This window comes from Pseudonocardia nematodicida (assembly GCF_040105385.1).
GTDB lineage: Bacteria > Actinomycetota > Actinomycetes > Mycobacteriales > Pseudonocardiaceae > Pseudonocardia > Pseudonocardia nematodicida.
Genome location: NZ_JBEDNQ010000012.1, coordinates 189818 through 212866 on the forward strand (window position 1 = coordinate 189818; position 23049 = coordinate 212866).

A 23049-nucleotide genomic window follows, 5' to 3' on the forward strand; every position below is an offset into this window, starting at 1 on the left:
TGTCATGCTGCCTGACGTGCACCGACCACCGGTCGCGGCCGCGACGTTGCGCCGCCTCGAGCTCGCCTCCGGCGGGCTCGCCGCGGCCTGCCTGGCGGAGATGGAACGGCGCCGCCCGTGGTTCGCCCGGCTGCCCGCCGGCCAGCGGGCCGGCGTCGCACTGGTGACCCAGACCGGGGTGACCAACTTCGTGTCCTGGCTGCAGGAGCCGGAGCGCACCACCCCGCTGACGGCCGAGGCGTTCCGGATCGCCCCGCGCGACCTGGCCCGGCGGATCAGCCTGCGCCAGACCGTCGAGCTGGTCCGGATCGCCGCCGACGTCTTCGAGGAGCACCTGCCCCCGCTGGCCGCCGACGCCGCAGAACGCCACGAGCTGACGTCCGCGGTGCTGCGCTTCGGCCGGGAGATCGCGTTCGCCGCGGCGACCGTCTACGCCGGGGCCGCCGAGTCCCGGGGCGCCTGGGACGCCCGGCTGGAGGCCCTCGTCGTGGACGCCGTCCTGCGCGGCGACGACGACGGCGCGCTGCTGTCCCGGGCCGCGGCACTCGGGTGGGACCCGGGCGCGCCGGTGCGCTGCCTGGTCGGCAGCGTGCCCGACCCGGACCAGGGATCCCCGCAGCTGATCACCGAGCTGCGCCGGCAGGCCGCCGGGCTGAGCCACGAGGTGCTGGTCGGGGTCCAGGGACGGCGGCTGGTCGTGCTGCTGCACGCCACCCCCGGCGCGCCGTCCGTCCGCGGGGGTGAGGACCTCGTGCTCGCCGAGATCGCCGACCGGTTCGGCCCCGGCCCGGTCGTCGCGGGCCCGCCCAGTGCGGACCTCGCCGGGGCCGGGGCGGCCGTGGCCGAGGCGATCGCCGGTCTCGCGGCCGCACCCGGACACCCGGACGCGGACCGGCCGGTCGCCAGCGGCGACCTGCTCCCGGAGCGCGCGCTCACCGGTGACCCGGCCGCCCGGCGCCGGCTCGGCGAGGAGGTGCTCGCCCCGCTGCACGACGCCGGCGGCGAGCTGCTGCGCACGCTGGCCGCCTACCTGGAGGGCGGGTCCAGCCTGGAGGGGTGCGCCCGCGCGCTCTACGTGCACCCGAACACCGTCCGGTACCGGCTGCGCCGGGTCGGCGAGCTCGTCGGATGGGCGCCGACCACGCCGCGGGGGGCGTTCGTGCTGCGCACGGCGCTGGTGGCGGACCGGATCGCGCGGGCCGGGGACGGCCGGGGCGCCGACGGCCCGGCGGGTACCGCGACCGCCGTGCCCACGGCCCGAGCAGCGGGTCGGCGCGACACACGCCCCGAACGGGCACCGGGCGGGCGCGACGAGCCGCTCCCGCAGACCGTCCCCGACCCCGCCGTGTCCGCCGGACCCCGGCGGTGATGACGTGACGGATGTCGCGAACCCTACAAAGATCGTCCCGTACGGACCGGTAACGAGGGTTCGGTCACATCCCCGACTTGGAGGATTCCTCCAAACCCGACCGGCCGAGTTTCGTCGTAACCACCATCCCGTCGTCGACCCGTGAGGTGTGTGATTACCCGGTGATCGCCCTGCTCGCCCCCGGCCAGGGGGCCCAGACCCCCGGCATGCTCACTCCGTGGCTGACCGACCCGGCGGCCGAGAAGGTCGTCGCCGGCTGGTCCGACGCCGTCGGGCTGGACCTGGTCCGCCTGGGCACCACCGCCGACGCCGACGAGATCACCGACACCGCGGTCACCCAGCCGCTGATCGTCGCCCTCGGGCTGCTGGCCGCCCGGCAGTTGCGGGAGCGGGTGGAGCTGCCGGCCGGCACCGTCGTCGCCGGGCACTCGATCGGCGAGCTCACCGCCGCCGCCGTCGCCGGGGTGCTGTCCGACGACGCCGCCGTCGCGCTGGCCGGGGTCCGCGGCCGGGAGATGGCCGCCGCCTGCGCGGTCACCCCGACCTCGATGGCCGCGGTGCTCGGCGGTGACGAGGAGATCGTGCTCGCCCGGCTCGGCGAGCTGGGCCTCGACCCCGCGAACCGCAACGGCGCCGGCCAGATCGTCGCCGCCGGCACGCAGGACGCGATCGACGAGCTCGTCGCCGGCCCGCCGGAGGGTGCGCGGGTGCGGGCCCTCGCCGTCGCCGGCGCGTTCCACACCGCGCACATGGAGCCGGCCCGGGCGGCGATGGAGACGCACGCGTCGTCGGTCACCGTCGGCGAGCCGCAGCTGACCCTGCTGTCCAATGCCGACGGCGCGGCCGTCGGCTCCGGCGCGGAGGCGCTGACCCGGCTGGTCGCCCAGGTGACCCGGCCGGTCCGCTGGGACTCCTGCATGGCCGCGCTCGGCGAGCGCGGGGCGGCCGCCGCCGTCGAGCTGCCCCCGGGTGCGACGCTGACCGGCATGGTCAAGCGCGCCCTGAAGGGCACCCCGACGCTGGCGGTCAAGACCCCCGAGCAGCTCGACGCCGCCGTCGCACTGATCTCCGAGCACGGGGCGTGAGCGGCATGCGGCTCGCGACCTCCGTCCCCGGCGCGCGGATCCTGGGGCTGGGCAGCGCCCAGCCCGAGCACGTCGTCACCAACCACGACCTCGCCCAGCGGGTGGAGACCGACGACGCCTGGATCCGGTCCCGGGTCGGCATCGTCGAGCGCCGGGTCGCCGACGAGAAGACCTCGCTGCCGGACATGGCTGTCGAGGCGGGCAACGCCGCGCTGGCCGACGCCGGGCTCGCACCGTCCGAGCTCGACGCCGTGATCGTCGCCACCTGCACGATGCCCAACCCGATCCCGAACGCCGCCGCCCAGGTCGCCACCGCGCTCGGCGCGAACGGCGTCGCCGCGTTCGATCTCAACGCGGCGTGCGCCGGGTTCAGCTACGCCCTGGCCGTCGCCGCCGACATGGTCCGCGCGGGCAGCGCACGGCACGTCATGGTCATCGGCGCCGAGAAGCTCTCGGACTGGATCGACTGGGACGACCGCTCGACGAGCATCATCTTCGCCGACGGGGCCGGTGCGGCCGTCCTCGGTCCGGCGGCCGAGGCCGAGCAGGTCGGGGTCGGCCCGGTCAGCTGGGGCAGCGACGGCGAGGCCGCGCACGCCATCCGGATCCTCGGCGACACCACGAACAAGCTCCACCAGGAGGGCCAGACGGTCTTCCGCTGGGCGACCAGCGCGGTCGCCCCGGTCGCGCTCGACGCGATCGAGCGGGCCGGGCTCACCCCGGCCGACATCGACGTGCTGATCCCGCACCAGGCCAACCTGCGGATCGTCGAGGCGATCGCGAAGAGGCTGCGCGCCAAGGGCGCGCGGGAGGACATGGTCGTCGCGGACGACATCACGCACTCGGGCAACACCTCGTCGGCGTCGATCCCGCTGGCACTGGATCACATGCGCACGGCGGGCCGGGTACGGTCCGGCGACGTGTTGCTGCTCGTAGGCTTCGGCGCAGGGCTGTCCTACGCCGGGCAGGTCGTCGTCTGTCCGTGACGGCGCCTGTGACGCAACCACCACCGAACCGACATGAGGAGAACCATCGTGGCTGACAACGCCGAGATCCTGTCCGGGCTCGCCGAGATCGTCGAGGAGGTCGCCGGGATCGACACCGCCGAGGTGACCCCGGAGAAGTCCTTCGTGGACGACCTGGACATCGACTCGCTGTCCATGGTGGAGATCGCCGTGCAGGCCGAGGACAAGTTCGGCGCCAAGATCCCGGACGACCAGCTCGCCGAGCTGAAGACCGTCGGCGACGCCGTCGACTTCATTTCCAAGCACCAGTGATCCACACCGGCGGGAAGCGTCTCGCCGGGGAGAAGGAGACGTCATGACCGACGGAGTGGTCGTCACCGGTTTCGGGGCCACCACCCCGCTCGGCGGGGACGCCGCCTCGACCTGGGAGGCGCTGCTCGCCGGCCGGTCCGGTGTCGGCCCCGTCCAGGCGGAGTGGACCGAGCGGTTCGACCTGCCGGTGAAGATCGCGGCGCAGCTCGCGGTCGACCCGACCGAGGTCATCCCGCGGGTGCAGGCCCGCCGGATGGACCGGTGCGAGCAGGTCGCCGTCGTCGCGGCCCGCGAGGCCTGGGCGCACGCTGGGCTCGGCGCGGTCCCGGGTTCCGACGGCGCGGTCGTCGAGGGCGAGCGGCTCGGCGTCGTGCTGGGCGCGGGCATCGGCGGTGCGCCGACCCTGCTCGCCCAGGACGACCTGCTCGAGGAGCACGGGCTGCGCAAGGTCTCCCCGCTGACCGTCCCGATGCTGATGCCCAACGGGCCGGCCGCGATGGTCAGCCTGGAGTACAAGGCCAAGGGCGGGGTGCACTCCCCCGCGTCGGCCTGCGCCACCGGTGCCGAGTCGCTCGCCTGGGCCTACCGGCTGCTGCAGGCCGGTGAGGTCGACGTCGTGCTGGCCGGCGGCGCCGAGTCCTGCATCGTGCCGATCACCGTGGCCGGGTTCGTCCAGGCCCGCACGCTGTCCCAGCGCAACGACGACCCGGAGCGCGCCTCCCGGCCGTTCGACACCGGCCGGGACGGGTTCGTGCTCGGCGAGGGCGCCGGCGTGCTGGTGCTCGAGCGCGAGGAGTTCGCGAAGGCCCGCGGCGCGACCGTGCACGGCCGGCTGGCCGGCGTCGGCATGACCTCGGACGCCTACCACATCACCGGGCCCGACCCGGAGGGCGAGGGCCAGGTGCGGGCGATGGAGAAGGCCGTCCGGTCCGCCGGGCTGCAGGCCTCCGACATCACCCACGTCAACTGCCACGCCACCTCGACGGTGGTCGGCGACGTCGGCGAGACGGTGGCCGTGCGCAAGGCGCTCGGCGACCACCCGGTGCTCACCGCGCCCAAGTCGGCGCTGGGCCACCTGGTCGGCGGGGCCGGCGCGGTCGAGGGGATCATCTCGCTGCTGTCGGTGCGCGACGATGTCATCCCGGCCACGCTCAACCTGGAGAACCTCGACCCGAAGGTCGAGCTCGACGTGGTCGCGGGGGAGCCGCGCAAGGTCACCGTGGACGCCGCGCTGAACAACTCGTTCGGCTTCGGCGGGCACAACGCCTCGCTGCTGTTCACCAAGGCCTGACCGCCGACCCTGCGCCTGCGCCTGACCCGACTCATGACGCTTTAGTCCGGTGATACCGGACTAAAGCGTCATGAGTCACCGTGGGGTGCGGCCGCGCTCAGCCCACCCGGTGGGTGAGCAGGGTGACGGCGGCGCCGTCACCGGCGAAGCGGAAGGACTCGAGCTCGTCGTCCCACGCGGTGCCGAGGAGCTGGTCGAGCCGCCGGGACAGCGCGGAGCCGCCGCTGTCGGCCATCACCGCCCGCACCTGGTCCTCGGGCAGCACCACGTCGCCGTTGGCGCTGGTCCGCCCGGACCACATGCCGAGGCCGGGGACGTGCATGAACCGCTCGCCGTCGCACCCGGGGCTCGGGTCCTCGGTCACCTCGAACCGCAGCATCGACCACGCGCGCAATGCGCCCGCGAGGGCACCACCGCTGCCCACCGGACCGCTCCACGAGCACTCGGCCCGCATCTGGCCGGACGCCACCGGCTGCGCGGACCACTCGAGGGAGACCCGCGTACCGAGTACGCCGGAAAGCGCCCACTCGACGTGCGGACAGACCGCAGTCGGCGACGAGTGGACGAACACCACTCCGCGTGTGCTCACTGCCAACCTCCGCTGTCGTCGACGAGGATCGTCTTCCCCTACGTCCTCGACATCGACGCGGCGTCCGCTGGAGACCCGGGTGGTCATGATGGGCGTGATGGATGGGAGTGGTGTGACCTCCGTGAAGGGTGGGGAGCTCGGTTGTGTCCACTCTGCCGTATCCGGCCAGGGGCGGCCACCCCGACCCGTCCATCGGGCGACGGCCGTACGGCGTGTCGCGGACCGGCGCGCGGGTCAGGCGGTGTAGACCGCGACCGCCACCCCGGTGTCCGGATCGGCGTCCTCGGTCCGGTTCAGCTCCCCGCGGTCGACGAGGACGTCCAGGTGCGCGCCGGTCTCGAGCACCGCGAGCATGCGGTTGAACAGGTCCATCTCGTCGAGCCGGTGCAGCCGGCGGGTCCAGCGCAGCGCCTCCGCGACGTCCTGCGCGGTGTGTCCCCCGGCGACGACGGCGTCCCGGCACTGGGCCAGCCGGACGTCGTGGTGGCCGAGCAGCTCGTCCACCCGGGCGTGCACCCGTCCGCCGATCGCGCCATGCGCGGGCAGCAGGTCGGCGTCCGGCAGTCCACGCACCAGGCGTAGCGAATCCAGGAACTGGCCGAGCGGGCTGGCCACCGGTGCCGGCTGCAGGCCGATCGACGGGGTGATGCGCGGCAGGACGTGGTCGCCGGCGAAGAGCAGGCCGTGCGCGTCGTCGGCGAACACGAGATGCCCGCGGGTGTGCCCGGGCGTCTCGACGGCGGTCAGTGAGCGGGTCCCGGCGGGGTCGTCGATCCCGATGACGGCGCGGTCGACGACCCACTCGTCGGGCGCCTCCCACTCCTCGGGGACCGGCTTCGGCCACGGGTGCGCCCCGATCTCGGCGACCAGCCCGGCCGCGCCGCAGCGCAGCAGGCGGGAGCCCTCGGACCGCTGCCGGGCGAGGACGGCGTCGAGGTTGGCCTTCTCCCCGGCGCCCAGCAGCACCCGCGTGCCGTACTCGCGGCGCAGGATCGAGGCCAGGGTGTAGTGGTCCCGGTGGGCGTGGGTGACCAGGAACCGCCGGACGTCACCGAAGCCGGAGCCGAGAGCCGCGAGCGCCTTCTCCAGCAGCTCCCGGGCCTCCTCGATCGCCCAGCCGGAGTCGATCAGCGTCCAGCCGTCGCGGTCGGCGATCGCGTAGACGTTCACCGCGCGCAGGCCGTCGGACGGCAGCGGCAGCGGGATCCGGTGGACGCCGGGGGCGCAGCGGAACACCCCGGGCGCGGTCCAGTCACCGTCCGGGTCGTCGTCGGTCACCGTCGGGGCACTCACCTGCGGCACCCTAGTTCCCCCGCGGGGGTCCCGGTGTCGCCGGGTGACCGGGTCCATCCCTCCCCGCGGTGGCGACACCCGACGGCCCTCGACGACGACAGCACCTCCGACCATCCGGATGTCACCTACCGTGGCCGTCCGGCGACGCCCGGTAGATCGTCTTGATCGACTCCACCCGAGGGTGGGACATGATCGACCCGGGAGGGTGGCGCGATCCGCGCTACCGTCCTGCCGTCGGTGATCACGATGGTTTCCCCGCCGCGGCGGAGGGGCCCGAGGAGGGGCGCAGAGCATGGGGGCAGGGATCCCGGAACCACGGTCCGGGCAGGACGCGCCGTTCCTCACCGTCGCCGAGGTGGCCGAGCGGATGCGGGTGTCGCGGATGACGGTGTACCGCCTGGTGCACTCCGGTGAGCTGCCGGCGGTGCGGTTCGGCCGCTCGTTCCGGGTGCCACCGGAGTCGGTCGAGACACTCATCGAGTCGGCCCGCTACACGGGGAGCTGAGCCGGACTGGAATCGGTTCCGATGCTGCCGATCGACCGGGAGAGCGCGCGCCGGGTGGCCGACACCTACGCCACCGCGGAGGCGGCCGGCGAGCGGGCGCGGACCCTGGAGCTGCTGGCCGCACGGCCCCGCGAGCAGGTGCTCGTCGTCGGCTGCGGGCCGGGGCACCTGGTGGACGCGCTGGCCCACTCGGGTTCGCTCGTCGCCGCGATCGATCCGGACCCCTACATGGTGGCGCTCGCCCGGGAGCGGTGCGGCGACCGGGCGACGATCTCCCAGCGCGGGCTCGCCGGACCCGGCTCGGCGCCGGACGGGCCGTTCGACGCCGTCGCCTGCCTGCAGGTCCTGGAGTTCGTCGACGACGTCGGCGCATCGCTGCGCGAGCTGCACCGGGTGCTGCGCCCGGGCGGGCGGCTGCTGGTGCTCGACACCGACTGGGCCTCGCTGCACTGGCCGGGGTACGGGCAGGACCGGCACCGCCTCGTCCGCGACGCATGGTGCACCTGCATCCCGCGCCCGCGGCTGCCGCACGAGCTCGGTCCGCTGCTGCGCGCGGCCGGGTTCACCGGGGAGCGGGCGGAGCGGGTGCCGATGCGCGGGCCCGCGTCGACCGGCTACGGCGCGATGCTCCGGGAGATGGTCGCGCGGTCGGTCCCGGGCCGATGCGGACTGACCCGGGACGACGCCGACGCCTGGGCGTCCGGGGTCGCCGCCTGCGGGGACGAGCCGTTCTCGCTGGACCGCTGGTTCCTGACGGCCCAGCGGGGCTGAGTGGCCCCCGCCGCCGTCCGGACTCCTGCTGGCGGGGCCGGTCGCCGTCCGGCACGATCACCGCTCGTGAGCACGCCGCCGTCGTCCCGGCCGATCCCCGCGCGGGTCCGGATCGGACTGCAGCCCGACCACGTCCGGTGGTTCCACGTGCTCCCGCGGACCGGGGAGTGGGTCAACTTCGCGCCGCCGGGCGGGCGGCGCGACGACTACCAGGTCGAGTGGGTCCTGCACTGGGCGACCGACCCGGACCGCCCGGGCGACGACCCGGACGTCACCGTCGAGATCCAGCTGATCGACCCGGACTGACCGGCCGGCTGTTCCCGCCCAGTGGGTGCACCGGTGGGGAGGACGAAGCCCGGGGTCGGCCGGACCGCCGCCGAGGGACTATCCGAAGCCGTGGCTGCGGACCGCGTCCACCGTGCCGGTCCGCAGCGCGTCCAGCACCGCCCGCTCGTGCGGGACGGTGTGCTCGGGCAGGGACGCGAGCCCGAACCAGTCCACCCCGGCCGTGCGGCCCGGCTCGGCGCCACGCGGCTCGCCGGACCAGCGCCGGCAGGTGAAGAAGAAGTCGACCCGCTCGTCGATCTCCTCGCCGGTGCCACCGGTGCGGTGCACCGCGGTCAGCGGCCGCAGATCGGCCGGGTCGATCTCGATGCCGAGCTCCTCGCGGGCCTCCCGCACGGCGGCGGCGAGCACGTCCTCCCCCGCCTCGACGTGGCCGGCCGCCGCGGCCGCCCAGTGGTCGTCCATGTATCCGGTGTTCCTGCGCAGCTGCAGGAGCACCTCGGTGGTCTCGCCGGATCCGCGCAGCAGCAGGACGTAGGACGCGGGGACGACCCGGTACCGATCGGTCACCGGGACGACAGTAGGACACCGCCGCGGCACCCGACCGGCGGACGTGCGACCGGACGCAACACCGGGGTAACGGCGAGGGCCTACCGTCGGGCGATGGCGGTCCGCGACTCCCGACGCGCCCGCGTCGACGACCGGCTCGGCGTGGTTCCCCCGCGCGGCTCCGAGCTGCGCTACCGGACGGTGCACGGTTACCGGCGGGCGTTCCGGGTCGCCGGGTCCGGGTCCGCGGTGGTGCTGGTGCACGGGATCGGGGACAGCTCCGCGACGTGGGAGGGCGTGCTGCCCGCGCTCGCCCGGCGTCATCTGGTCATCGCTCCCGACCTGCTCGGGCACGGGCACTCGGACAAGCCGCGGGCCGACTACTCGGTCGCCGGTTACGCGAACGGCATCCGGGACCTGCTCGGCGTGCTGGGGGTGCAGCGGGCCACCCTCGTCGGGCACTCGCTCGGCGGTGGCGTGGCGATGCAGTTCGCCTACCAGTTCCCGGAACGCACCGAACGCCTCGTGCTCGTCGGCACCGGCGGCGCCGGGCCGGACGTCACCCCGCTGCTGCGCGCGGTCAGCCTGCCCGGCGCGCAGACGCTGCTCGCGGCGCTGCAGCTGCCGACGGTGCGCTGGCAGGCCGGGCTCGTCATCGACACCCTCCGGATGCTCGGCACCGACCTCGGCCGGGACGCGACCGACCTGGTGCGGCTGGTGGACGCGCTGCCGGACGCGACCGCACGCTCGGCCTTCATCCGGACCCTGCGCGCGGTCGTCGACTGGCGCGGCCAGGTCGTCACCATGCTCGACCGCTGCTACCTGACCCGCGGGATGCCGACGCTGCTGGTCTGGGGCGGGCGGGACGGCGTCGTCCCGGTCGAGCACGCGCACACCGTGCACCGGGCGATGCCGGGGAGCCGGCTGGAGATCTTCGACGACGCCGGGCACTTCCCGTTCCACACCGACCCGCCCCGCTTCGTGCGGCTGCTGGAGGAGTTCGTGGACTCCACCGAGCCGGCGCGCTGGAGCCCGGAGCAGTGGCGGCAGCTACTGCGGTGCCCGCCGCCCGCGCAGCTCGACCGCCCGGGTCCGGTCTCGGCGACCTGAGCCTCGGGCGACGATCACCGGTTGTGGAGCGCAGCGTGCGCCTCACGCGATCGTCGCGCTCCGGAACCGTCGATCATCACATCATCGGCGGATACGACACGGCCCCCAGCCCGCCGCCGAGCCGCATCATCGCCAGCACCGTGACCAGAGCGCCGCGGGACGGAGTCCTGGTCACGATTCCGCCGATCATGCGGCCGTCCGACAGGTCTCAGTAGACGATGCCGAGCCACCTGCCGGCGCACCCGTGACAGGCGCCGTGCGTGGTGTTCGAGCGGTGCACCTGTCGCAGGCAGACCGGACAGTGCACGAGGCGGCGCCGGGCCCGGCGGAGCAGCCCGTCCCGTAGTTCACGCACGGCCAGAGCGGCCGGCGCCTCCGGGTCGGTGCACCCGGCCAGTCCGGGCAGGTCCTCGACATCGACGGGCTCGACGCCCGGGATGTGCCCGTCCCACCGAGGCTCGGCACGGGCGAGCCTCGGGGCCCCGTGCGGGCGGAGCCCGAGCATGAGCTGGGCCGGCTCCCCCGCCACGAACCACTCGACCCCGTCCCGGCCGGTTCCCTCGGCGCCGGGCACGGGTATCCCGGCCGAGCGCAGATCGGCATCGGTCCAGCCGCCGGCCCGCAGGTCCGCGGGGGTCAGGCCGAAGTGCCGCAGCCCGTCGGCGGGGAGGTCCAGTTCGCGGAGCTCCGACGGCGACGGGACGCCGACGAACACCCGCCCGTGCACGGGCCGCTCCCCGGCCGGATCGACGGCGGCGGACCCTGCGGCCCCGGCGGGCTCGGAGTCGACCCCGGACGCCCGGCGCCAGGGTGCGCCGACGACCAGGGCGAGCACCCGAGGATCGACGTCCAGCCGCCGGGCGATCTCGTCGGTCCGGTCCTGCACGGTCGCGTCCTCCTCCCGGGCGGCTGGGTCGCCCGTGATCCGTTCTCGATGGGGCTCGGGTGCCGCGGGAACACGCGCTCCGCTCCGACGAGACGGAAGACGCGGCGGCGGCCCTCACTCGCTCCGAGTGAGTCAGCCGCCGGCCGCACCCGGTCCATGATCCGTCTCTGTGGAGTCCGGGTGCCGCTGGACCGCCCGCGCCGCTCCACAGCGAGGGATCATGCCCGGGGGCGGCGGCGTGCGGTCGCCGGCCGCGGCCAGTCTCGTCGCGGCCTGGAGGTGATCCCGGTGCACGGCCCGGCCGAACCCGACACCGCGGGCGGCGTCGTCCGGACACGCCGCGCGGGGCGGCACCGGTGACCCGGTACCGCCCCGCGGGTGGTGCGTGTGACGTCAGCTGCAGCCGCTGGTCGAGCCGCAGCCCTCGCAGAGGTAGCAGGAGCCGGCGGGCCGCATCTTCGTCCCGCAGGTCATGCACAGCGGGGCGTCGGCGGCCTTGCCCAGCCGCAGCTCGAGCAGCTCGGTGGAGCTGCCGACCTCGACCGGGGCCGGCTCGACCCCCGGGTCGTCCTTCCTCTCCGCCGTCGGCACCGAGGAGCGGATCTCGTCGAGGTCCAGCTTGTCGGAGCCCGAGCCGTAGTCGTTCTCGACCTGGGCCGACCGCTCGTCCGAGGAGAAGATGCCCAGCTGGACGCGCTTCTCGTAGGGCAGGTGATCGAGCGCGAGCCGGCGGAACAGGTAGTCCAGCACCGAGGTGGCGATCCGGACGTCCGGGTCGTCGGTCATGCCGGCCGGCTCGAACCGCAGGTTGGAGAACTTCGAGACGTAGAACTCCAGCGGGATGCCGTACTGCAGGCCGACCGAGATCGACATGGAGAAGGCGTCCATCACACCGGCCAGGGTCGAGCCCTGCTTGCCGAGCTTGACGAAGATCTCGCCGAGGCCGTCGTCCGGGTAGCTGCCGGCGGTGAGGTAGCCCTCGGCGCCGCCGACGGTGAACGACACCGTCTCGCTCGGGCGCTTCTTCGGCAGCCGCTTGCGGATCGGGCGCTGCTCGACGACCACCGTCGGCGCCTCGGCCTCGGCCTTCTTCTCGCCCGACCCGCCCTTACCGGCGGACAGCGGCTGACCGACCTTGCAGTTGTCCCGGTAGATCGCCAGGGCCTTGAGCCCGAGCCGCCAGCCCTCGAGGTAGATCCGCTCGACGTCGGAGACGGTGGCCCGCTCGGGCATGTTCACCGTCTTGGAGATCGCGCCGGACAGGAACGGCTGCGCGGCCGCCATCATCCGGACGTGCCCCATCGGGGCGATCGACCGGTCGCCCATGGCGCAGTCGAACACCTCGTAGTGCTCGGGCTTCATGCCGGGGGCGTCGATCACGTGGCCGTGCTCGGAGACGTACTCGACGATCGCCTCGGCCTGCTCGACCTGGTAGCCGAGGTTGTCCAGCGCGCGGCGCACCGACTGGTTGACGATCTGCATGGAGCCGCCGCCGACCAGCTTCTTGAACTTGACCAGCGCCAGGTCCGGCTCGATGCCGGTCGTGTCGCAGTCCATCATCAGGCCGATCGTGCCGGTCGGGGCGAGCACGGACGCCTGCGCGTTCCGCCAGCCGTTGACCTCGCCGATCTCCTGGCACTGCTTCCAGGTCTGCGTCGCGAGCGTCTGGATCGCGTTGCTGGCCGGGTAGCTGCGGATCTGGTCGTTCGCTGCGGCGTGCTTGCGGATGACCCGCTGGTGCGCCTCGGCGTTGCGGGCGTAGCCGTCGTAGGCCCCGACGACGCCGGCGAGCTCGGCGGAGCGCTTGTACGCGGCACCGGTCATCAGCGAGGTGATGGCCCCGGCCAGCGCCCGGCCGCCCTCGGAGTCGTAGGCGTGCCCGGTCGCCATCAGCAGCGCGCCCAGGTTCGCGTAGCCGATCCCGAGCTGGCGGAACCGCCGGGTGGTGTCGGCGATCGGCTCGGTCGGGAAGTCCGCGAAGCAGATGGAGATGTCCATCGCGGTGATGATCAGCTCGACGGCCTTGGCGAAGGTCTCGGCGTCGAACCGGTCGTCGGCGTCGAGGAACTTCAGCAGGTTCAGCGACGCCAGGTTGCAGCTGGAGTTGTCCAGGTGCATGTACTCCGAGCACGGGTTGGACGCGGTGATCCGGCCCGACTCGGGGGTGGTGTGCCAGTCGTTGATCGTGCTGTCGTACTGGATGCCGGGGTCGGCGCAGTTCCACGCGGCCTCGGCGATGCCGCGGAAGAGCTTCCGGGCGTCGGTCCGATCGATGATCTCGCCGGTCATCCGGGCACGGAGACCGAAGTCGGTGCCCTCCTCGACGGCGCGCATGAACTCGTCGTTGACGCGGACCGAGTTGTTCGCGTTCTGGTACTGCACCGAGGTGATGTCGGAGCCGCCGAGGTCCATGTCGAACCCGGCGTCGCGCAGCACGCGGACCTTGGCCTCCTCCTTGGCCTTGGTCTCGACGAACTCCTCGATGTCGGGGTGGTCGACGTCGAGGACGACCATCTTCGCGGCCCGGCGGGTGGCACCGCCGGACTTGATGGTGCCCGCGGAGGCGTCGGCGCCGCGCATGAAGGAGACCGGGCCCGACGCGGTGCCGCCGGAGGAGAGCAGCTCCTTCGACGACCGGATGCGGGAGAGGTTCAGGCCGGCGCCGGAGCCGCCCTTGAAGATCAGACCCTCCTCCCGGTACCAGTTCAGGATCGACTCCATGGTGTCGTCGACCGAGAGGATGAAGCAGGCGCTGACCTGCTGCGGGCTGGGCGTACCGACGTTGAACCAGACCGGCGAGTTGAAGCTGAACACCTGGTGCAGCAGCATCCAGGTCAGCTCGTGGTCGAAGATCTCGGCGTCCGCCTCGGTGGCGAAGTAGCCGTGCTCGACACCGGCCCGGCGGTAGGTGCCGACCACGCGGTCGATCAGCTGCCGCAGGCTGGACTCCCGGGTCGCGCTGCCCACGGCGCCGCGGAAGTACTTGCTGGTGACGATGTTGGTGGCGTTGACCGACCAGGACGAGGGGAACTCCACCCCGCGCTGCTCGAAGTTGACCGTGCCGTCCCGCCAGTTCGTCATGACGACGTCCCGGCGCTCCCACTCGACCTGCTCGTACGGGTGGACGCCCTCGGTCGTGAAGACGCGCTGGACGGCGAGCCCGGCGCGACGCCGCGCGCCGCCCTTGCCCCGTCCCCGCGCGGACTTGCCGGCCGCGTCCGCGCCGCCGTCCGTGCTGCTGCCCGCGGCGCCTGTCGTCGGGCCCCCGACGGTCTCGGTCATGTGAACTGCCTCCCGCATCCGACTTTTCTCGTCCGCGCGCTGGGGTGCGCGGACCCTCCCCCGGCTGGGCCGGCGGGGCCCGGCGGACCGCTCCACCTCGAGCCGATCCACCCACTCCGACCGGTAGCGGTGCGACGACGAGCCTCGTGAGCCCGCCGCCGCGCCGGTACCGGCGCGAGCCCCGCTCAGCCGTCCCGGTTGCCGGCCCCGTCGTCGGCTGCTTCCCCGGCAGCCGTCGACCGCAGGTCGGCGATCTCCTTCTCGAAGTCCTCGATGGAGGAGAAGGATCGATAGACGCTCGCGAACCGCAGGTACGCGACCTCGTCGAGCTCGCGCAGCGGACCGAGGATCGCCAGCCCCACCTCGTGGCTGGGGATCTCCGCCGCCCCGCGACCGCGCACCGTCTCCTCGACCCTGTGGGCGAGCTGCTGCAGGTCGTCCTCGTCGACCGGCCGCCCCTGACACGCCCTCCGCACCCCGCCGACGACCTTCTGCCGGCTGAAGGGTTCGGTCACCCCGCTGCGCTTCAGGACGGCGACGACGGCCTCCTCGACCGTCGTGAACCGCTTCCCGCACGAGGTGCAGGACCGGCGGCGGCGGGTACAGGTCCCGTCGTCGGCGGTCCGGGAGTCGATCACCCGCGAGTCCGGGTGACGACAGAAGGGGCAGCGCACGAGGACTTCCACCCTTCTCCCGTCACGAACCGGAGACTCTCGGCAACCAGTCGTTCCCCCAACCACTGGGAGAACGACACCAATGTAACCCCCACATCTAGGGGTTGGCCAACCCGGACCCGGCGCGTCGCAACAGTTCGCCCGATCGGGAACCGAAGCCTCGCACACCGCTCCGCGGGACCCTCGCGGAGCGCTCGATCACGGTCGCCGGGATCCCCCCTGCTCAGGCCGCACGGCCGGGCCGGACGCACCGTCCGCCGCGCGGCACGGACCGCGGCGGACGTCGTCGCGATGCGACAACACGCCACCCGGGCGCGCCGGACGGCGCGGCCGGGAACACCCCGCTACGTGACCGCGACACGCCCGGCGCCACACACGACGGACCGGCCGGTGCCGCCCCGTGGCGTCGGCCGGCGCCGTGTCGCCGACGCTCACGCCGATGCGCGGACACCGACCGGGCTCCGATCTCCCCACGGTGTCTCAGCACATCGGTGGCACCGCCAGGGAGACCCGGCGCGCCACCGCGGATCCGGGGAGCCCTACCGGACACCCGTGTCGCCGACCGCCGGGACCGCCGGGGGCGCCACCGCGTCCGGGCCCGCGTTCCAGCCGGCGGCGGCGTCACCGAGCAGGCCCAGCAGCACCACGACCGCGGCGCTGCAGAACACGGTCGCGACGCCGGCCAGCAGACGGTCCGCCCGGCCCCGCCCACCGCGGACCGACGACCGCGGCCGCGCCGGCGCCACGCAGCGCCGCCCGGCCGGACGAACACTCCGCGGCGGGACCGGCGCGGAACTCGGCGGCGCCACCCCCCGCCGCGCGAACCCCGGCAGCGCAGACCCCGGCAGCGCGCGTCGCGGCTGTGCAGACCCCGGCAGTGACAACCCCGGCGGGGTGCGCAACGCGGACCCGACACCACATCCGGCCGGCTCCGCGAGAACCGGGCCGGCGCCCCGGCGCGACGGCCCTCCGTCGAGGACGGCCCGTGGCAGGACCTCCGGTACCGCCCCGGACACGACGCCCGGCACCCGACGCCGCACGCGCCGACGCCCGGCCCTACCGGCGTGCACCTCCCGGCGCCGCCGGACCTGCTCCGTCTCCCGCACATCGAGCTCTGGCATTGACTCCTCCTGCCGTCGCCGGGTCCACGGCACCCGGCCACACCCGACCGCGTGCCCCGTGCGCCCGCTCCGGCCCTTCCCCGAGGCCGGTCGAACGCACGTGCGACCTGTGTAGCACCGTGCACCGACAAGAACGGCGTCCGCGCAGGTCACGGCGGCGCACCACGCCCCTCAGCGGACGGCGACCACCGGTACGCCGGCCCCGTCGGGAGTCGCGTTCGCCAGGGCGGCGTTCTCGGCGAGCAGCCCCAGGCCGACGACCGCGGCCGCGGAGGCCAGCACCACCCCGACGGCCCGGACGACCCGCTCCGCGCCACCGGACACCCCGTGACCACCCAGCGACCGACGCGCGCGCGGCATCCCGCCGCACCACGTGGCACCCGGCGCACGGGGCGCCACGAGCGGTCGCCGGGTGCCACGACCGGGACCCGGCCGCCGCGACGGGGTCGCACCGTCCGCGACATCACGCGGCCGCCCCGCACGCTGCGGCGGCGCGGGGACCACGCCGTCCACGGCACGCCGCGGCCGCCTCGGTCGGTCCGGCGACGCGGGGAGGGGTGCGCGCTCGCGGGCTCCGGTCGTACCGCCCGGCCGGGCCTGCACCGTCGTCGTCGCCATGACGCCACCTCCCTGAATCACGGAGCCGGCCCCGGTGGCCGGTCCACCGCGTTCGATCGAATTCATGTTCGATCGAACGCCTGTGCGATGTTGTACCACCACCGGCCGGGGGAATCCACGACACGCCAGGGGGCGACATCGAACGCATGTTTGGCGGACGGCGTCGCGGCGGCTAGGGTGCGTATCGGTAGACCCCGAGGAGGCGAATGCGATGGCAGCGGACGAGTCCGGAGGCGGCACGCCCGCCGGGCCGGGTTCCGCGAAGGTTCGGGAGTTCCCCGACCCCGCGGCCGACACGCGGGGCCTGACCCCGCGGCAGCGGAAGGTACTGGCGGTGATCCGGGAATGGGTGGACCGCTACGGGTACCCGCCGAGTGTGCGCGAGATCGGCGACGCCGTCGGTCTGACGTCCACCTCGTCGGTGCACCACCAGCTGCGGACCCTGGAGCGCAAGGGCCTGCTGCGGCGGGACCCGAACCGGACCCGCGCGGTGGACGTGCGCAGCCCGGAACAGGTCGCGGGCACCGACGGCGCCGACACCGACGCGACGGGCGGCCCGGACCGCCCGGCACCGGCGTTCGTGCCACTGATCGGCGACATCGCCGCCGGTGGACCGATTCTCGCCGAGCAGGCCGTGCAGGACGTGTTCCCGCTGCCGCGCGAGATCGTCGGCGAGGGCACGTTGTTCCTGCTCAACGTCAAGGGCGACTCGATGGTCGACGCCGCGATCACCGACGGGGACTGGGTCGTCGTCCGCCAGCAGCCGGTCGCGGAGCAGGGTGAGGTGGTCGCCGCGATGATCGACGGCGAGGCCACCGTGAAGACGTTCCGCCGCAAGGACGGGCACATCTGGCTGATGCCGGCCAACGACGCCTACGACCCGATCCCGGGCGACGAGGCGTCGATCCTCGGCCGGGTCGTGGCGGTCATGCGCCGGCTCTGAGCCGTTCCGGACCGGGCCCGCCGAGAACGATCCCGGCGGGCGCGGCCCGGAGCGTGGTCCGGCGACGGGGCGGCCGTCGCCGGCTCAGCTCCGCCGCCTCCCGTGCACGATCATCGCGCCGATCCCGGCCAGCAGTGCCACACCGAGGACACCGGCGCCGGCGACCGCCGGCAGCCACGACGGGTAGGCGCGTGGCACGTCCGGGACCTCGGCGGGTTGCGCGACGACCGGCGCCGCCGGTGCGGTCGCCGCGGTCACCGCACCGGGGACCGCGCGCACGCCGGCCGGAGACATCCCGCGGGCCTCGGTGCCCGAGTGCAGCGTTCCGGCGCCGTCGAGGGCGACCGCCTCCCCTTGCGGCTCGTCCGGCAACGGCACCGGCATCGGCGCCCCGCGCAGGGCCTCGACCAGCACGTCGCCGGTGAGCGGCCGGTCGGCGGGCAGCGGGAACAGCCAGGCATCGGTGTAGGTGCGCAACGCGGCGGCCCGCGCGGTCGCCCCGGGCGGTGCGACGGCGCCACCGGTGATCGTGCGCGCGCCGGCGGGACCCAGCGGCCCGCCGCGGGTCGCGGAGTACGGCAGCACGACCTCGGCGACCCGTTCGAGCGGGACCGGCCCGTCGGCCTCGAGCGGGCGGGCCGGCCGGTACACGCCGGCCGCACCGGCGGTCTTGTCCACCAGCAGCGGGGTCCCGTCGTCGGCGACCAGCAGGGCCTCGGCGTCCCGGGGCCCGTCCGGGTAGGTCAGGTCGTGCACCCGGGCCGGTCCGTCCGGGGGCAGCACCACCAGCCGGACCGCGTCGCGGCGGGCGGTGTTGTCGCCGACGTCGGCCAGCCACAGCGCGCCGTCCGGCGACATCCCGAGGTCCTCCACGTCGACGACGTCGACCGGCGCGCTCCGTTCCCCGGTGACGGCGCAGGTCGCCGGGTCCAGGGCGAAGGCGCGCGCGGTGTCCCCGCCGCCGTCGTCGATCGCGTGGTAGCGCGTCGGCGAGGCGCCGGGCGGGCCCTCGGTGACCAGGCCGGACAGTTCGGCGAGGCGCGGGTCGTCGACGGTGCACACCGGTTGCGGCTCGGCGAGGGTCTCGCCGCCGGCGGGGGTTGGGCCGGCCGACGCGGTCCGGGATGCGCCGGCCGTCGACAGGACCACCGCACCCACCACCGCGGCGATCACCGCGGCCCGCGCGAGCCGACGACCGGCAGGTCCGGGCGCACCCTCTGACCAGGCGTCGCGTCCTGACGGTCCGCCCGGACGTGCAGGACTCAGCGACCCGCCGCCGTCGCCGGGAGTTCCGGATCAGCCGCGGACCCCCCGGTCCGTGCCGCGTCCCCGGCGACGGCGTAGGACAGCACCGCGGATCCGAGGTCCGGCCCGACCCGGGCGCGCAGCCGGGTGCCCTCGGGCGTGTGCTCCTCGGCCAGGACGTCGCCCTCGTCGTGCAACCGCGCCACGAGCGCGCCCTCGGTGTAGGGCAGCAGCAGGTCGACCTCGTACTCGGGCCGCGGCAGCCGCTCGGCGATGCGCTCGCGGAGCTTCTCGATGCCGTCCCCGCGGTGCGCGGACACGAACACCGCCTCGGGTTGGGCGTGCCGCAGCCGGGCGAGCGCGAGGTCCCCGGCCGCATCCGTCTTGTTGATCACGAGCAGCTCGGGCGGCATGGTGTCGCCGCGCTCCTCGCCGATCTCGACGAGCACCTGCCGGACGGCGGCCACCTGGTCGGCGGGCAGCGGGTCGGACCCGTCCACGACGTGCACGAGCAGGTCCGCGTCCGCGGCCTCCTCCAGGGTCGACCGGAACGCCTCCACCAGCTGGTGCGGCAGGTGCCGCACGAAACCGACGGTGTCGGTGAGGGTGTAGGCCCGCCCGTCCGGGGTCTCCGCCTTGCGGGTCGTCGGGTCGAGGGTGGCGAACAGCGCGTCCTCGACCAGCACACCGGCGTCGGTCAGGGCGTTGAGCAGGCTGGACTTGCCCGCGTTGGTGTAGCCGACGATGGCGACCGAGGGCACCTCGTATCGCTTGCGGTTGCCGCGCTGGGTCTCCCGGACCTGGCGCATCGCGCCGATCTCGCGGCGCAGCTTCGACATCCGGGTCCGGATCCGGCGACGGTCCAGCTCGATCTTCGTCTCACCGGGACCACGACCACCGATACCGACGCCGCCGGCGGCCCGGCCGCCGACCTGCCGGGACAGCGCCTCGCCCCAGCCGCGCAGCCGCGGCAGCAGGTAGGACAGCTGGGCCAGCTCGACCTGGGCCTTGCCGTCCCGGGAGCGGGCGTGCTGGGCGAAGATGTCGAGGATCAGCGCGGTCCGGTCGATGACCTTGACCTTGAGCCGCTCCTCCAGCTGCCGGAGCTGGCCGGGCGAGAGCTCGCCGTCGCAGATCACGGTGTCCGCGCCGGTGCCCTGCACCACGCCCTTGAGCTCCTCGACCTTGCCGGAGCCGATGAAGGTCGCCGGGTCGGGGTTCTGGCGGCGCTGCACGAGCCCGTCCATCACCTCGGAGCCGGCGGTCTCGGCGAGCCGGGCGAGCTCGGTGAGCGAGGCGTCGGCCTGCTCGGCGGTGCCGGTGGTCCAGACCCCGACGAGCACGACCCGCTCCAGCTGGAGCTTCCGGTACTCGACCTCGGTGATGTCGGTGAGCTCGGTGGACAGGCCGTGGATGCGGCGGAGCGACGAGCGCTCCTCGAGTTCGAGTTCACCGGTGGACGGCGTGCGGGGTTCAGTCATCGTGGGACCGAGTGTCCCACGACGTCCGGTCGCGTGTCGCGGAGATTCGTGCCGGTCAGGACGGCGCGTCCCACCAGGCGCGGTCGATCTCCCCGGTGGCGAGCAGGACGGCGGGCCCGTGCAGCACGGTCGCGCCGGTCGCGGCGCCCTCCCCGGCCTCGACGGTCACCCGCAGCTCGCCACCCGGGGTGCTCACCCGCACGTCACCGGCGTCGTGACCGGCCGCGCGCAGCGCCGCGACGACCGCGGCGACCGTGCCGGTGCCGCAGGCCCGGGTCTCCCCCACGCCGCGCTCGTGCACCCGCATCCGCACACGGTCCCCGTCGAGCGGGGTCACGAACTCGACGTTCACGCCGTGCGGGAACAGCCCGGGGTCGACGGCCGGTGCGCGGGTCAGGTCGACGGCGTCCGGGTCGACGGCGATCACGCAGGCCAGGTGCGGGTTCCCGACGTCGAGCGCGATCCCGTCGAAGCGGGCGCCGCCGGTGGTGGCGACCGAGGCCGGTCCGATCCGGACCGGGCCCATGTCGACCGAGACGAGCCCGCCGTCGACCCGCGCCGCGCGGACCCCGGCCCGGGTGCCGACCGGGCCGCCGCCGGGGGCCCAGCCGCGCTCGTGCAGGTAGCGGGCGAACACCCGCACCCCGTTGCCGCACATCTCGGCGACCGAACCGTCGCCGTTGCGGTAGTCCATGAACCACTCGACGCCGGGCTCCGGGTCCCCCACGCCGTCGGCCCCGGCGAGCTTCTCCCAGCGGACGACGCGCAGCACGCCGTCGGCGCCGAGGCCGCGGTGCCGGTCGCACAGCGCCGCGACCCGCTCCGGGGTCAGGTCCAGGGCGGCGTCCGGGTCGGGCAGCACGACGAAGTCGTTCTGCGTCCCGTGCCCCTTGGTGAACTCCACGCCGCCGGTCATTCGACCAGCGTACGAGCGAGGACCTCGCGGGCGCGGGCGGGCAGCTCCGCCGCGCCCGGTCCGGTGGCGTCGAGCCAGTGGATCCGGGCGTCGCGGCGGAACCAGGACCGCTGCCGCCGGACGAACCGGCGGGTCGCGCGGACGGTCTCCTCCCGGATCGTGGCGAGGTCCGGGCGCTCCGGGTCCCGTTCGAGGGCCTCGAGGACCTGCCGGTAGCCCAGCGCCCGCGACGCGGTGCGGCCCTCGGCGAGGCCCTCGGGCAGCAGCGAGCGGGTCTCGGCGACCAGGCCGTCGTCGAGCATCCGGTCCACCCGCAGCGCCACCCGGGCGTCGAGCTCGTCGACGGCGCGGTCCACACCGAGCAGGACGGCGTCGTAGCGGGGGGTGCCGGTGGTCGGCATCGTCGCGCGGAACGGCTTCCCGGTCAGCGCGATCACCTCGAGCGCGCGGACGATCCGCCGCCCGTTCGACGGCAGCACCTCCGCCGCGGCGGCCGGGTCCCGTTCGGCGAGACGGCGGTGCAACGCTTCCGGGCCGAGGCGGGCCAGCTCGGCCTCCAGCTCGGCGCGCAGCTCGGGGTCGGTGCCGGGGAACTCCAGCTCGTCGAGCACGGCCTGGACGTAGAGGCCCGACCCGCCGACCAGGACGGGCGTCCGGCCGGCGGCCCGCAGCTGCTCGATCACCGCGCGGGTCTCGCGCTGGTAGGCCGCGACCGAGGCGGTCTCGCGGACCCCGAGCACGTCGAGCAGGTGGTGCGGCACGCCGCGGCGCTCGTCGGGACGGACCTTCGCGGTGCCGACGTCGAGCCCCCGGTAGAGCTGCATCGCGTCCGCGTTCACCACCTCGCCGCCGAGCGCGAGGGCGAGCTCGATGCCGAGGTCGGACTTGCCGGTGGCGGTGGGGCCGACGACCGCGACGAGCGGCGGCGCGGTCACGGGACCGGCTCCCACAGCGCGACGTGGTAGGCGACGCCGTAGGGCATCGAGCTGTGCCGGTGGGTCGCGGTCCAGCCGTGCCCGGCGGCGCGCGCCGCGCCGGCCAGTACCTGCCACGGGGCGCGGCCGGCGGCCCACAGCGCGGCCGCGCCCGCGGGGTCCAGCTCGGCGAACGCGGCGGGGTCGGCCTCGTCGAGCGCGGCGGCGACGACGGCGTCGAACGCCTCCGCGGCCTCGTCGAACCCGCCGGGTGCGGCCGGAGTGTGCATCGCGGCACCGTCGCCGACGACGAGCAGCCCGGCCTCCCCGGCGAGCTCGGCGCCCAGGGCGAGGCAGTCGGCGGGGGACGCGTCCGGGGCGACCAGCTCGCCGCGCGCCGACCGGGCACCGGAGCCCGTCGCGACCCAGGCGGCGATCAGCAGCGGGAGCGGGAGCTCCGGCCCCTCGTCGGCGGTGCCGTCCCCGGGCAGTGCCACGGGAACGTCCCGCCCGTACCCGGCGAACGTGCCGGCCGTCCCTGGGGCGACGGTGCGGCGCCCACCCGGGTCCGCGCCGACCACGACCCAGTCGCTCGCCAGCGCCGCGAGCCGGGACACCACCGTGCGGCACGACGCCCGCAGCGCCTCGGTCTCGACCGCGGCGCTACCGCACAGCTCGGGCACCAGCAGCGGGGGCTGCGGCAGGACGGCGATCGCGGCGGGCACGGCCGCCGAGCCTAGTGCCCGTCGCCGGCCGGTCGTCCGGCCCGGCCGGTCCCGCACGGGTGCTCGCGGTTCCCCCGGGCCCGGTCGACCTGCTTGAATCGCCTCTCCGGTCTCTCGCCC

The 23049-nt window shown here is 74.8% G+C and carries 23 protein-coding genes; 10 read left to right on the forward strand and 13 right to left on the reverse strand.

Features of this window, described 5'->3' with window-relative positions:
- Positions 1-4 precede the first annotated feature (4 nt).
- From WIS52_RS26085 to WIS52_RS26105, 5 genes are all read left to right on the forward strand, one after another.
- Positions 5-1369, forward strand: coding sequence for a PucR family transcriptional regulator (locus tag WIS52_RS26085; protein WP_349301025.1), 1365 nt, complete (start codon positions 5-7; stop codon positions 1367-1369).
- Between the two features lie 161 nt (positions 1370-1530).
- The gene (locus WIS52_RS26090; protein WP_349301026.1) at positions 1531-2454 is read left to right on the forward strand and encodes an ACP S-malonyltransferase; all 924 of its coding nucleotides are present in this window, start codon (positions 1531-1533) and stop codon (positions 2452-2454) included.
- A 5-nt stretch (positions 2455-2459) separates the two neighbouring features.
- Positions 2460-3440 (forward strand): beta-ketoacyl-ACP synthase III, encoded by a 981-nt coding sequence (locus tag WIS52_RS26095; RefSeq protein ID WP_349301121.1) that lies wholly within the window; start codon positions 2460-2462, stop codon positions 3438-3440.
- A gap of 48 nt (positions 3441-3488) precedes the next feature.
- A complete protein-coding gene (locus WIS52_RS26100; RefSeq protein WP_068798712.1) occupies positions 3489-3731 on the forward strand; it encodes an acyl carrier protein in 243 nt (80 codons plus the stop codon).
- A 43-nt stretch (positions 3732-3774) separates the two neighbouring features.
- Positions 3775-5022: a beta-ketoacyl-[acyl-carrier-protein] synthase family protein gene (locus WIS52_RS26105; protein WP_349301027.1), complete on the forward strand. Its 1248-nt coding sequence runs from the start codon at positions 3775-3777 to the stop codon at positions 5020-5022.
- A gap of 97 nt (positions 5023-5119) precedes the next feature.
- On the opposite strand, the gene WIS52_RS26110 is transcribed toward WIS52_RS26105, so the two are convergent.
- Both WIS52_RS26110 and WIS52_RS26115 read right to left on the reverse strand, forming a co-directional pair.
- Complete coding sequence (locus tag WIS52_RS26110) at positions 5120-5611, reverse strand: DUF3145 domain-containing protein (protein ID WP_349301028.1); 492 nt, start codon at positions 5609-5611, stop codon at positions 5120-5122.
- A gap of 234 nt (positions 5612-5845) precedes the next feature.
- Positions 5846-6904 (reverse strand): MBL fold metallo-hydrolase, encoded by a 1059-nt coding sequence (locus tag WIS52_RS26115; RefSeq protein WP_349301029.1) that lies wholly within the window; start codon positions 6902-6904, stop codon positions 5846-5848.
- Positions 6905-7196: 292 nt separating this feature from the next.
- Here WIS52_RS26115 and WIS52_RS26120 point away from each other — a divergent pair, with 292 nt between their 5' ends.
- From WIS52_RS26120 to WIS52_RS26130, 3 genes are all read left to right on the forward strand, one after another.
- Positions 7197-7409, forward strand: a complete 213-nt coding sequence (locus WIS52_RS26120; RefSeq protein WP_349301030.1) for a helix-turn-helix domain-containing protein — start codon at positions 7197-7199, stop codon at positions 7407-7409.
- Between the two features lie 21 nt (positions 7410-7430).
- Complete coding sequence (locus tag WIS52_RS26125; protein WP_349301031.1) at positions 7431-8180, forward strand: methyltransferase domain-containing protein; 750 nt, start codon at positions 7431-7433, stop codon at positions 8178-8180.
- Positions 8181-8246: 66 nt separating this feature from the next.
- Positions 8247-8486, forward strand: a complete 240-nt coding sequence (locus WIS52_RS26130; protein WP_349301032.1) for a hypothetical protein — start codon at positions 8247-8249, stop codon at positions 8484-8486.
- A gap of 78 nt (positions 8487-8564) precedes the next feature.
- On the opposite strand, the gene WIS52_RS26135 is transcribed toward WIS52_RS26130, so the two are convergent.
- Positions 8565-9035 carry an NUDIX hydrolase gene (locus tag WIS52_RS26135; RefSeq protein WP_349301033.1) on the reverse strand — a complete coding sequence of 157 codons (471 nt, stop codon included), beginning with the start codon at positions 9033-9035 and terminating at the stop codon, positions 8565-8567.
- Between the two features lie 93 nt (positions 9036-9128).
- Between WIS52_RS26135 and WIS52_RS26140 the strand changes: the two genes are divergently transcribed.
- Positions 9129-10124 carry an alpha/beta fold hydrolase gene (locus tag WIS52_RS26140; RefSeq protein WP_349301034.1) on the forward strand — a complete coding sequence of 332 codons (996 nt, stop codon included), beginning with the start codon at positions 9129-9131 and terminating at the stop codon, positions 10122-10124.
- 208 nt (positions 10125-10332) lie between these two features.
- Here the strand turns inward: WIS52_RS26140 and WIS52_RS26145 are convergent, their stop codons facing one another.
- From WIS52_RS26145 to WIS52_RS26165, 5 genes are all read right to left on the reverse strand, one after another.
- Positions 10333-11010 (reverse strand): hypothetical protein, encoded by a 678-nt coding sequence (locus WIS52_RS26145; protein WP_349301035.1) that lies wholly within the window; start codon positions 11008-11010, stop codon positions 10333-10335.
- A gap of 393 nt (positions 11011-11403) precedes the next feature.
- Positions 11404-14292: a vitamin B12-dependent ribonucleotide reductase gene (locus WIS52_RS26150; RefSeq protein ID WP_349301036.1), complete on the reverse strand. Its 2889-nt coding sequence runs from the start codon at positions 14290-14292 to the stop codon at positions 11404-11406.
- Between the two features lie 185 nt (positions 14293-14477).
- Positions 14478-14966, reverse strand: coding sequence for a transcriptional regulator NrdR (gene nrdR, locus WIS52_RS26155; RefSeq protein ID WP_349301122.1), 489 nt, complete (start codon positions 14964-14966; stop codon positions 14478-14480).
- Between the two features lie 539 nt (positions 14967-15505).
- The gene (locus WIS52_RS26160) at positions 15506-15712 is read right to left on the reverse strand and encodes a hypothetical protein (RefSeq protein WP_349301037.1); all 207 of its coding nucleotides are present in this window, start codon (positions 15710-15712) and stop codon (positions 15506-15508) included.
- 546 nt (positions 15713-16258) lie between these two features.
- Positions 16259-16447 (reverse strand): hypothetical protein, encoded by a 189-nt coding sequence (locus WIS52_RS26165; RefSeq protein ID WP_349301038.1) that lies wholly within the window; start codon positions 16445-16447, stop codon positions 16259-16261.
- Positions 16448-16916: 469 nt separating this feature from the next.
- On the opposite strand from WIS52_RS26165, the gene lexA reads away from it, so the two are divergent.
- Positions 16917-17648, forward strand: a complete 732-nt coding sequence (lexA, locus tag WIS52_RS26170; RefSeq protein WP_349301039.1) for a transcriptional repressor LexA — start codon at positions 16917-16919, stop codon at positions 17646-17648.
- An 84-nt stretch (positions 17649-17732) separates the two neighbouring features.
- Here the strand turns inward: lexA and WIS52_RS26175 are convergent, their stop codons facing one another.
- From WIS52_RS26175 to WIS52_RS26195, 5 genes are all read right to left on the reverse strand, one after another.
- Entirely contained in the window at positions 17733-18797 is a 1065-nt protein-coding gene (locus WIS52_RS26175) for a hypothetical protein (protein WP_349301040.1), read from the reverse strand.
- Between the two features lie 113 nt (positions 18798-18910).
- The gene (gene hflX / locus WIS52_RS26180; protein WP_349301041.1) at positions 18911-20374 is read right to left on the reverse strand and encodes a GTPase HflX; all 1464 of its coding nucleotides are present in this window, start codon (positions 20372-20374) and stop codon (positions 18911-18913) included.
- Positions 20375-20429: 55 nt separating this feature from the next.
- The gene (gene dapF / locus WIS52_RS26185) at positions 20430-21290 is read right to left on the reverse strand and encodes a diaminopimelate epimerase (protein ID WP_349301042.1); all 861 of its coding nucleotides are present in this window, start codon (positions 21288-21290) and stop codon (positions 20430-20432) included.
- Positions 21287-22225 carry a tRNA (adenosine(37)-N6)-dimethylallyltransferase MiaA gene (miaA, locus tag WIS52_RS26190; protein WP_349301043.1) on the reverse strand — a complete coding sequence of 313 codons (939 nt, stop codon included), beginning with the start codon at positions 22223-22225 and terminating at the stop codon, positions 21287-21289. Before miaA ends, dapF begins: the two co-directional genes overlap by 4 nt.
- Positions 22222-22929, reverse strand: coding sequence for a class III extradiol ring-cleavage dioxygenase family protein (locus WIS52_RS26195; RefSeq protein ID WP_349301044.1), 708 nt, complete (start codon positions 22927-22929; stop codon positions 22222-22224). The genes miaA and WIS52_RS26195 overlap by 4 nt, the downstream gene beginning before the upstream one ends.
- Between the last annotated feature and the right edge of the window lie 120 nt (positions 22930-23049).

Excerpts from the sequence above, each read along its gene's own strand:
- WIS52_RS26085 (WP_349301025.1), top strand. The coding sequence starts at position 5 with ATGCTGCCTGACGTGCACCGACCACCGGTCGCGGCCGCGACGTTGCGC.
- WIS52_RS26095 (WP_349301121.1), top strand. The coding sequence starts at position 2,460 with ATGCGGCTCGCGACCTCCGTCCCCGGCGCGCGGATCCTGGGGCTGGGC.
- WIS52_RS26105 (WP_349301027.1), top strand. The coding sequence starts at position 3,775 with ATGACCGACGGAGTGGTCGTCACCGGTTTCGGGGCCACCACCCCGCTC.
- WIS52_RS26120 (WP_349301030.1), top strand. The coding sequence starts at position 7,197 with ATGGGGGCAGGGATCCCGGAACCACGGTCCGGGCAGGACGCGCCGTTC.
- WIS52_RS26125 (WP_349301031.1), top strand. The coding sequence starts at position 7,431 with ATGCTGCCGATCGACCGGGAGAGCGCGCGCCGGGTGGCCGACACCTAC.
- WIS52_RS26140 (WP_349301034.1), top strand. The coding sequence starts at position 9,129 with ATGGCGGTCCGCGACTCCCGACGCGCCCGCGTCGACGACCGGCTCGGC.
- WIS52_RS26150 (WP_349301036.1), bottom strand. The coding sequence starts at position 14,292 with ATGACCGAGACCGTCGGGGGCCCGACGACAGGCGCCGCGGGCAGCAGC.
- WIS52_RS26165 (WP_349301038.1), bottom strand. The coding sequence starts at position 16,447 with ATGCCGCGCGCGCGTCGGTCGCTGGGTGGTCACGGGGTGTCCGGTGGC.
- lexA (WP_349301039.1), top strand. The coding sequence starts at position 16,917 with ATGGCAGCGGACGAGTCCGGAGGCGGCACGCCCGCCGGGCCGGGTTCC.
- hflX (WP_349301041.1), bottom strand. The coding sequence starts at position 20,374 with ATGACTGAACCCCGCACGCCGTCCACCGGTGAACTCGAACTCGAGGAG.
- dapF (WP_349301042.1), bottom strand. The coding sequence starts at position 21,290 with ATGACCGGCGGCGTGGAGTTCACCAAGGGGCACGGGACGCAGAACGAC.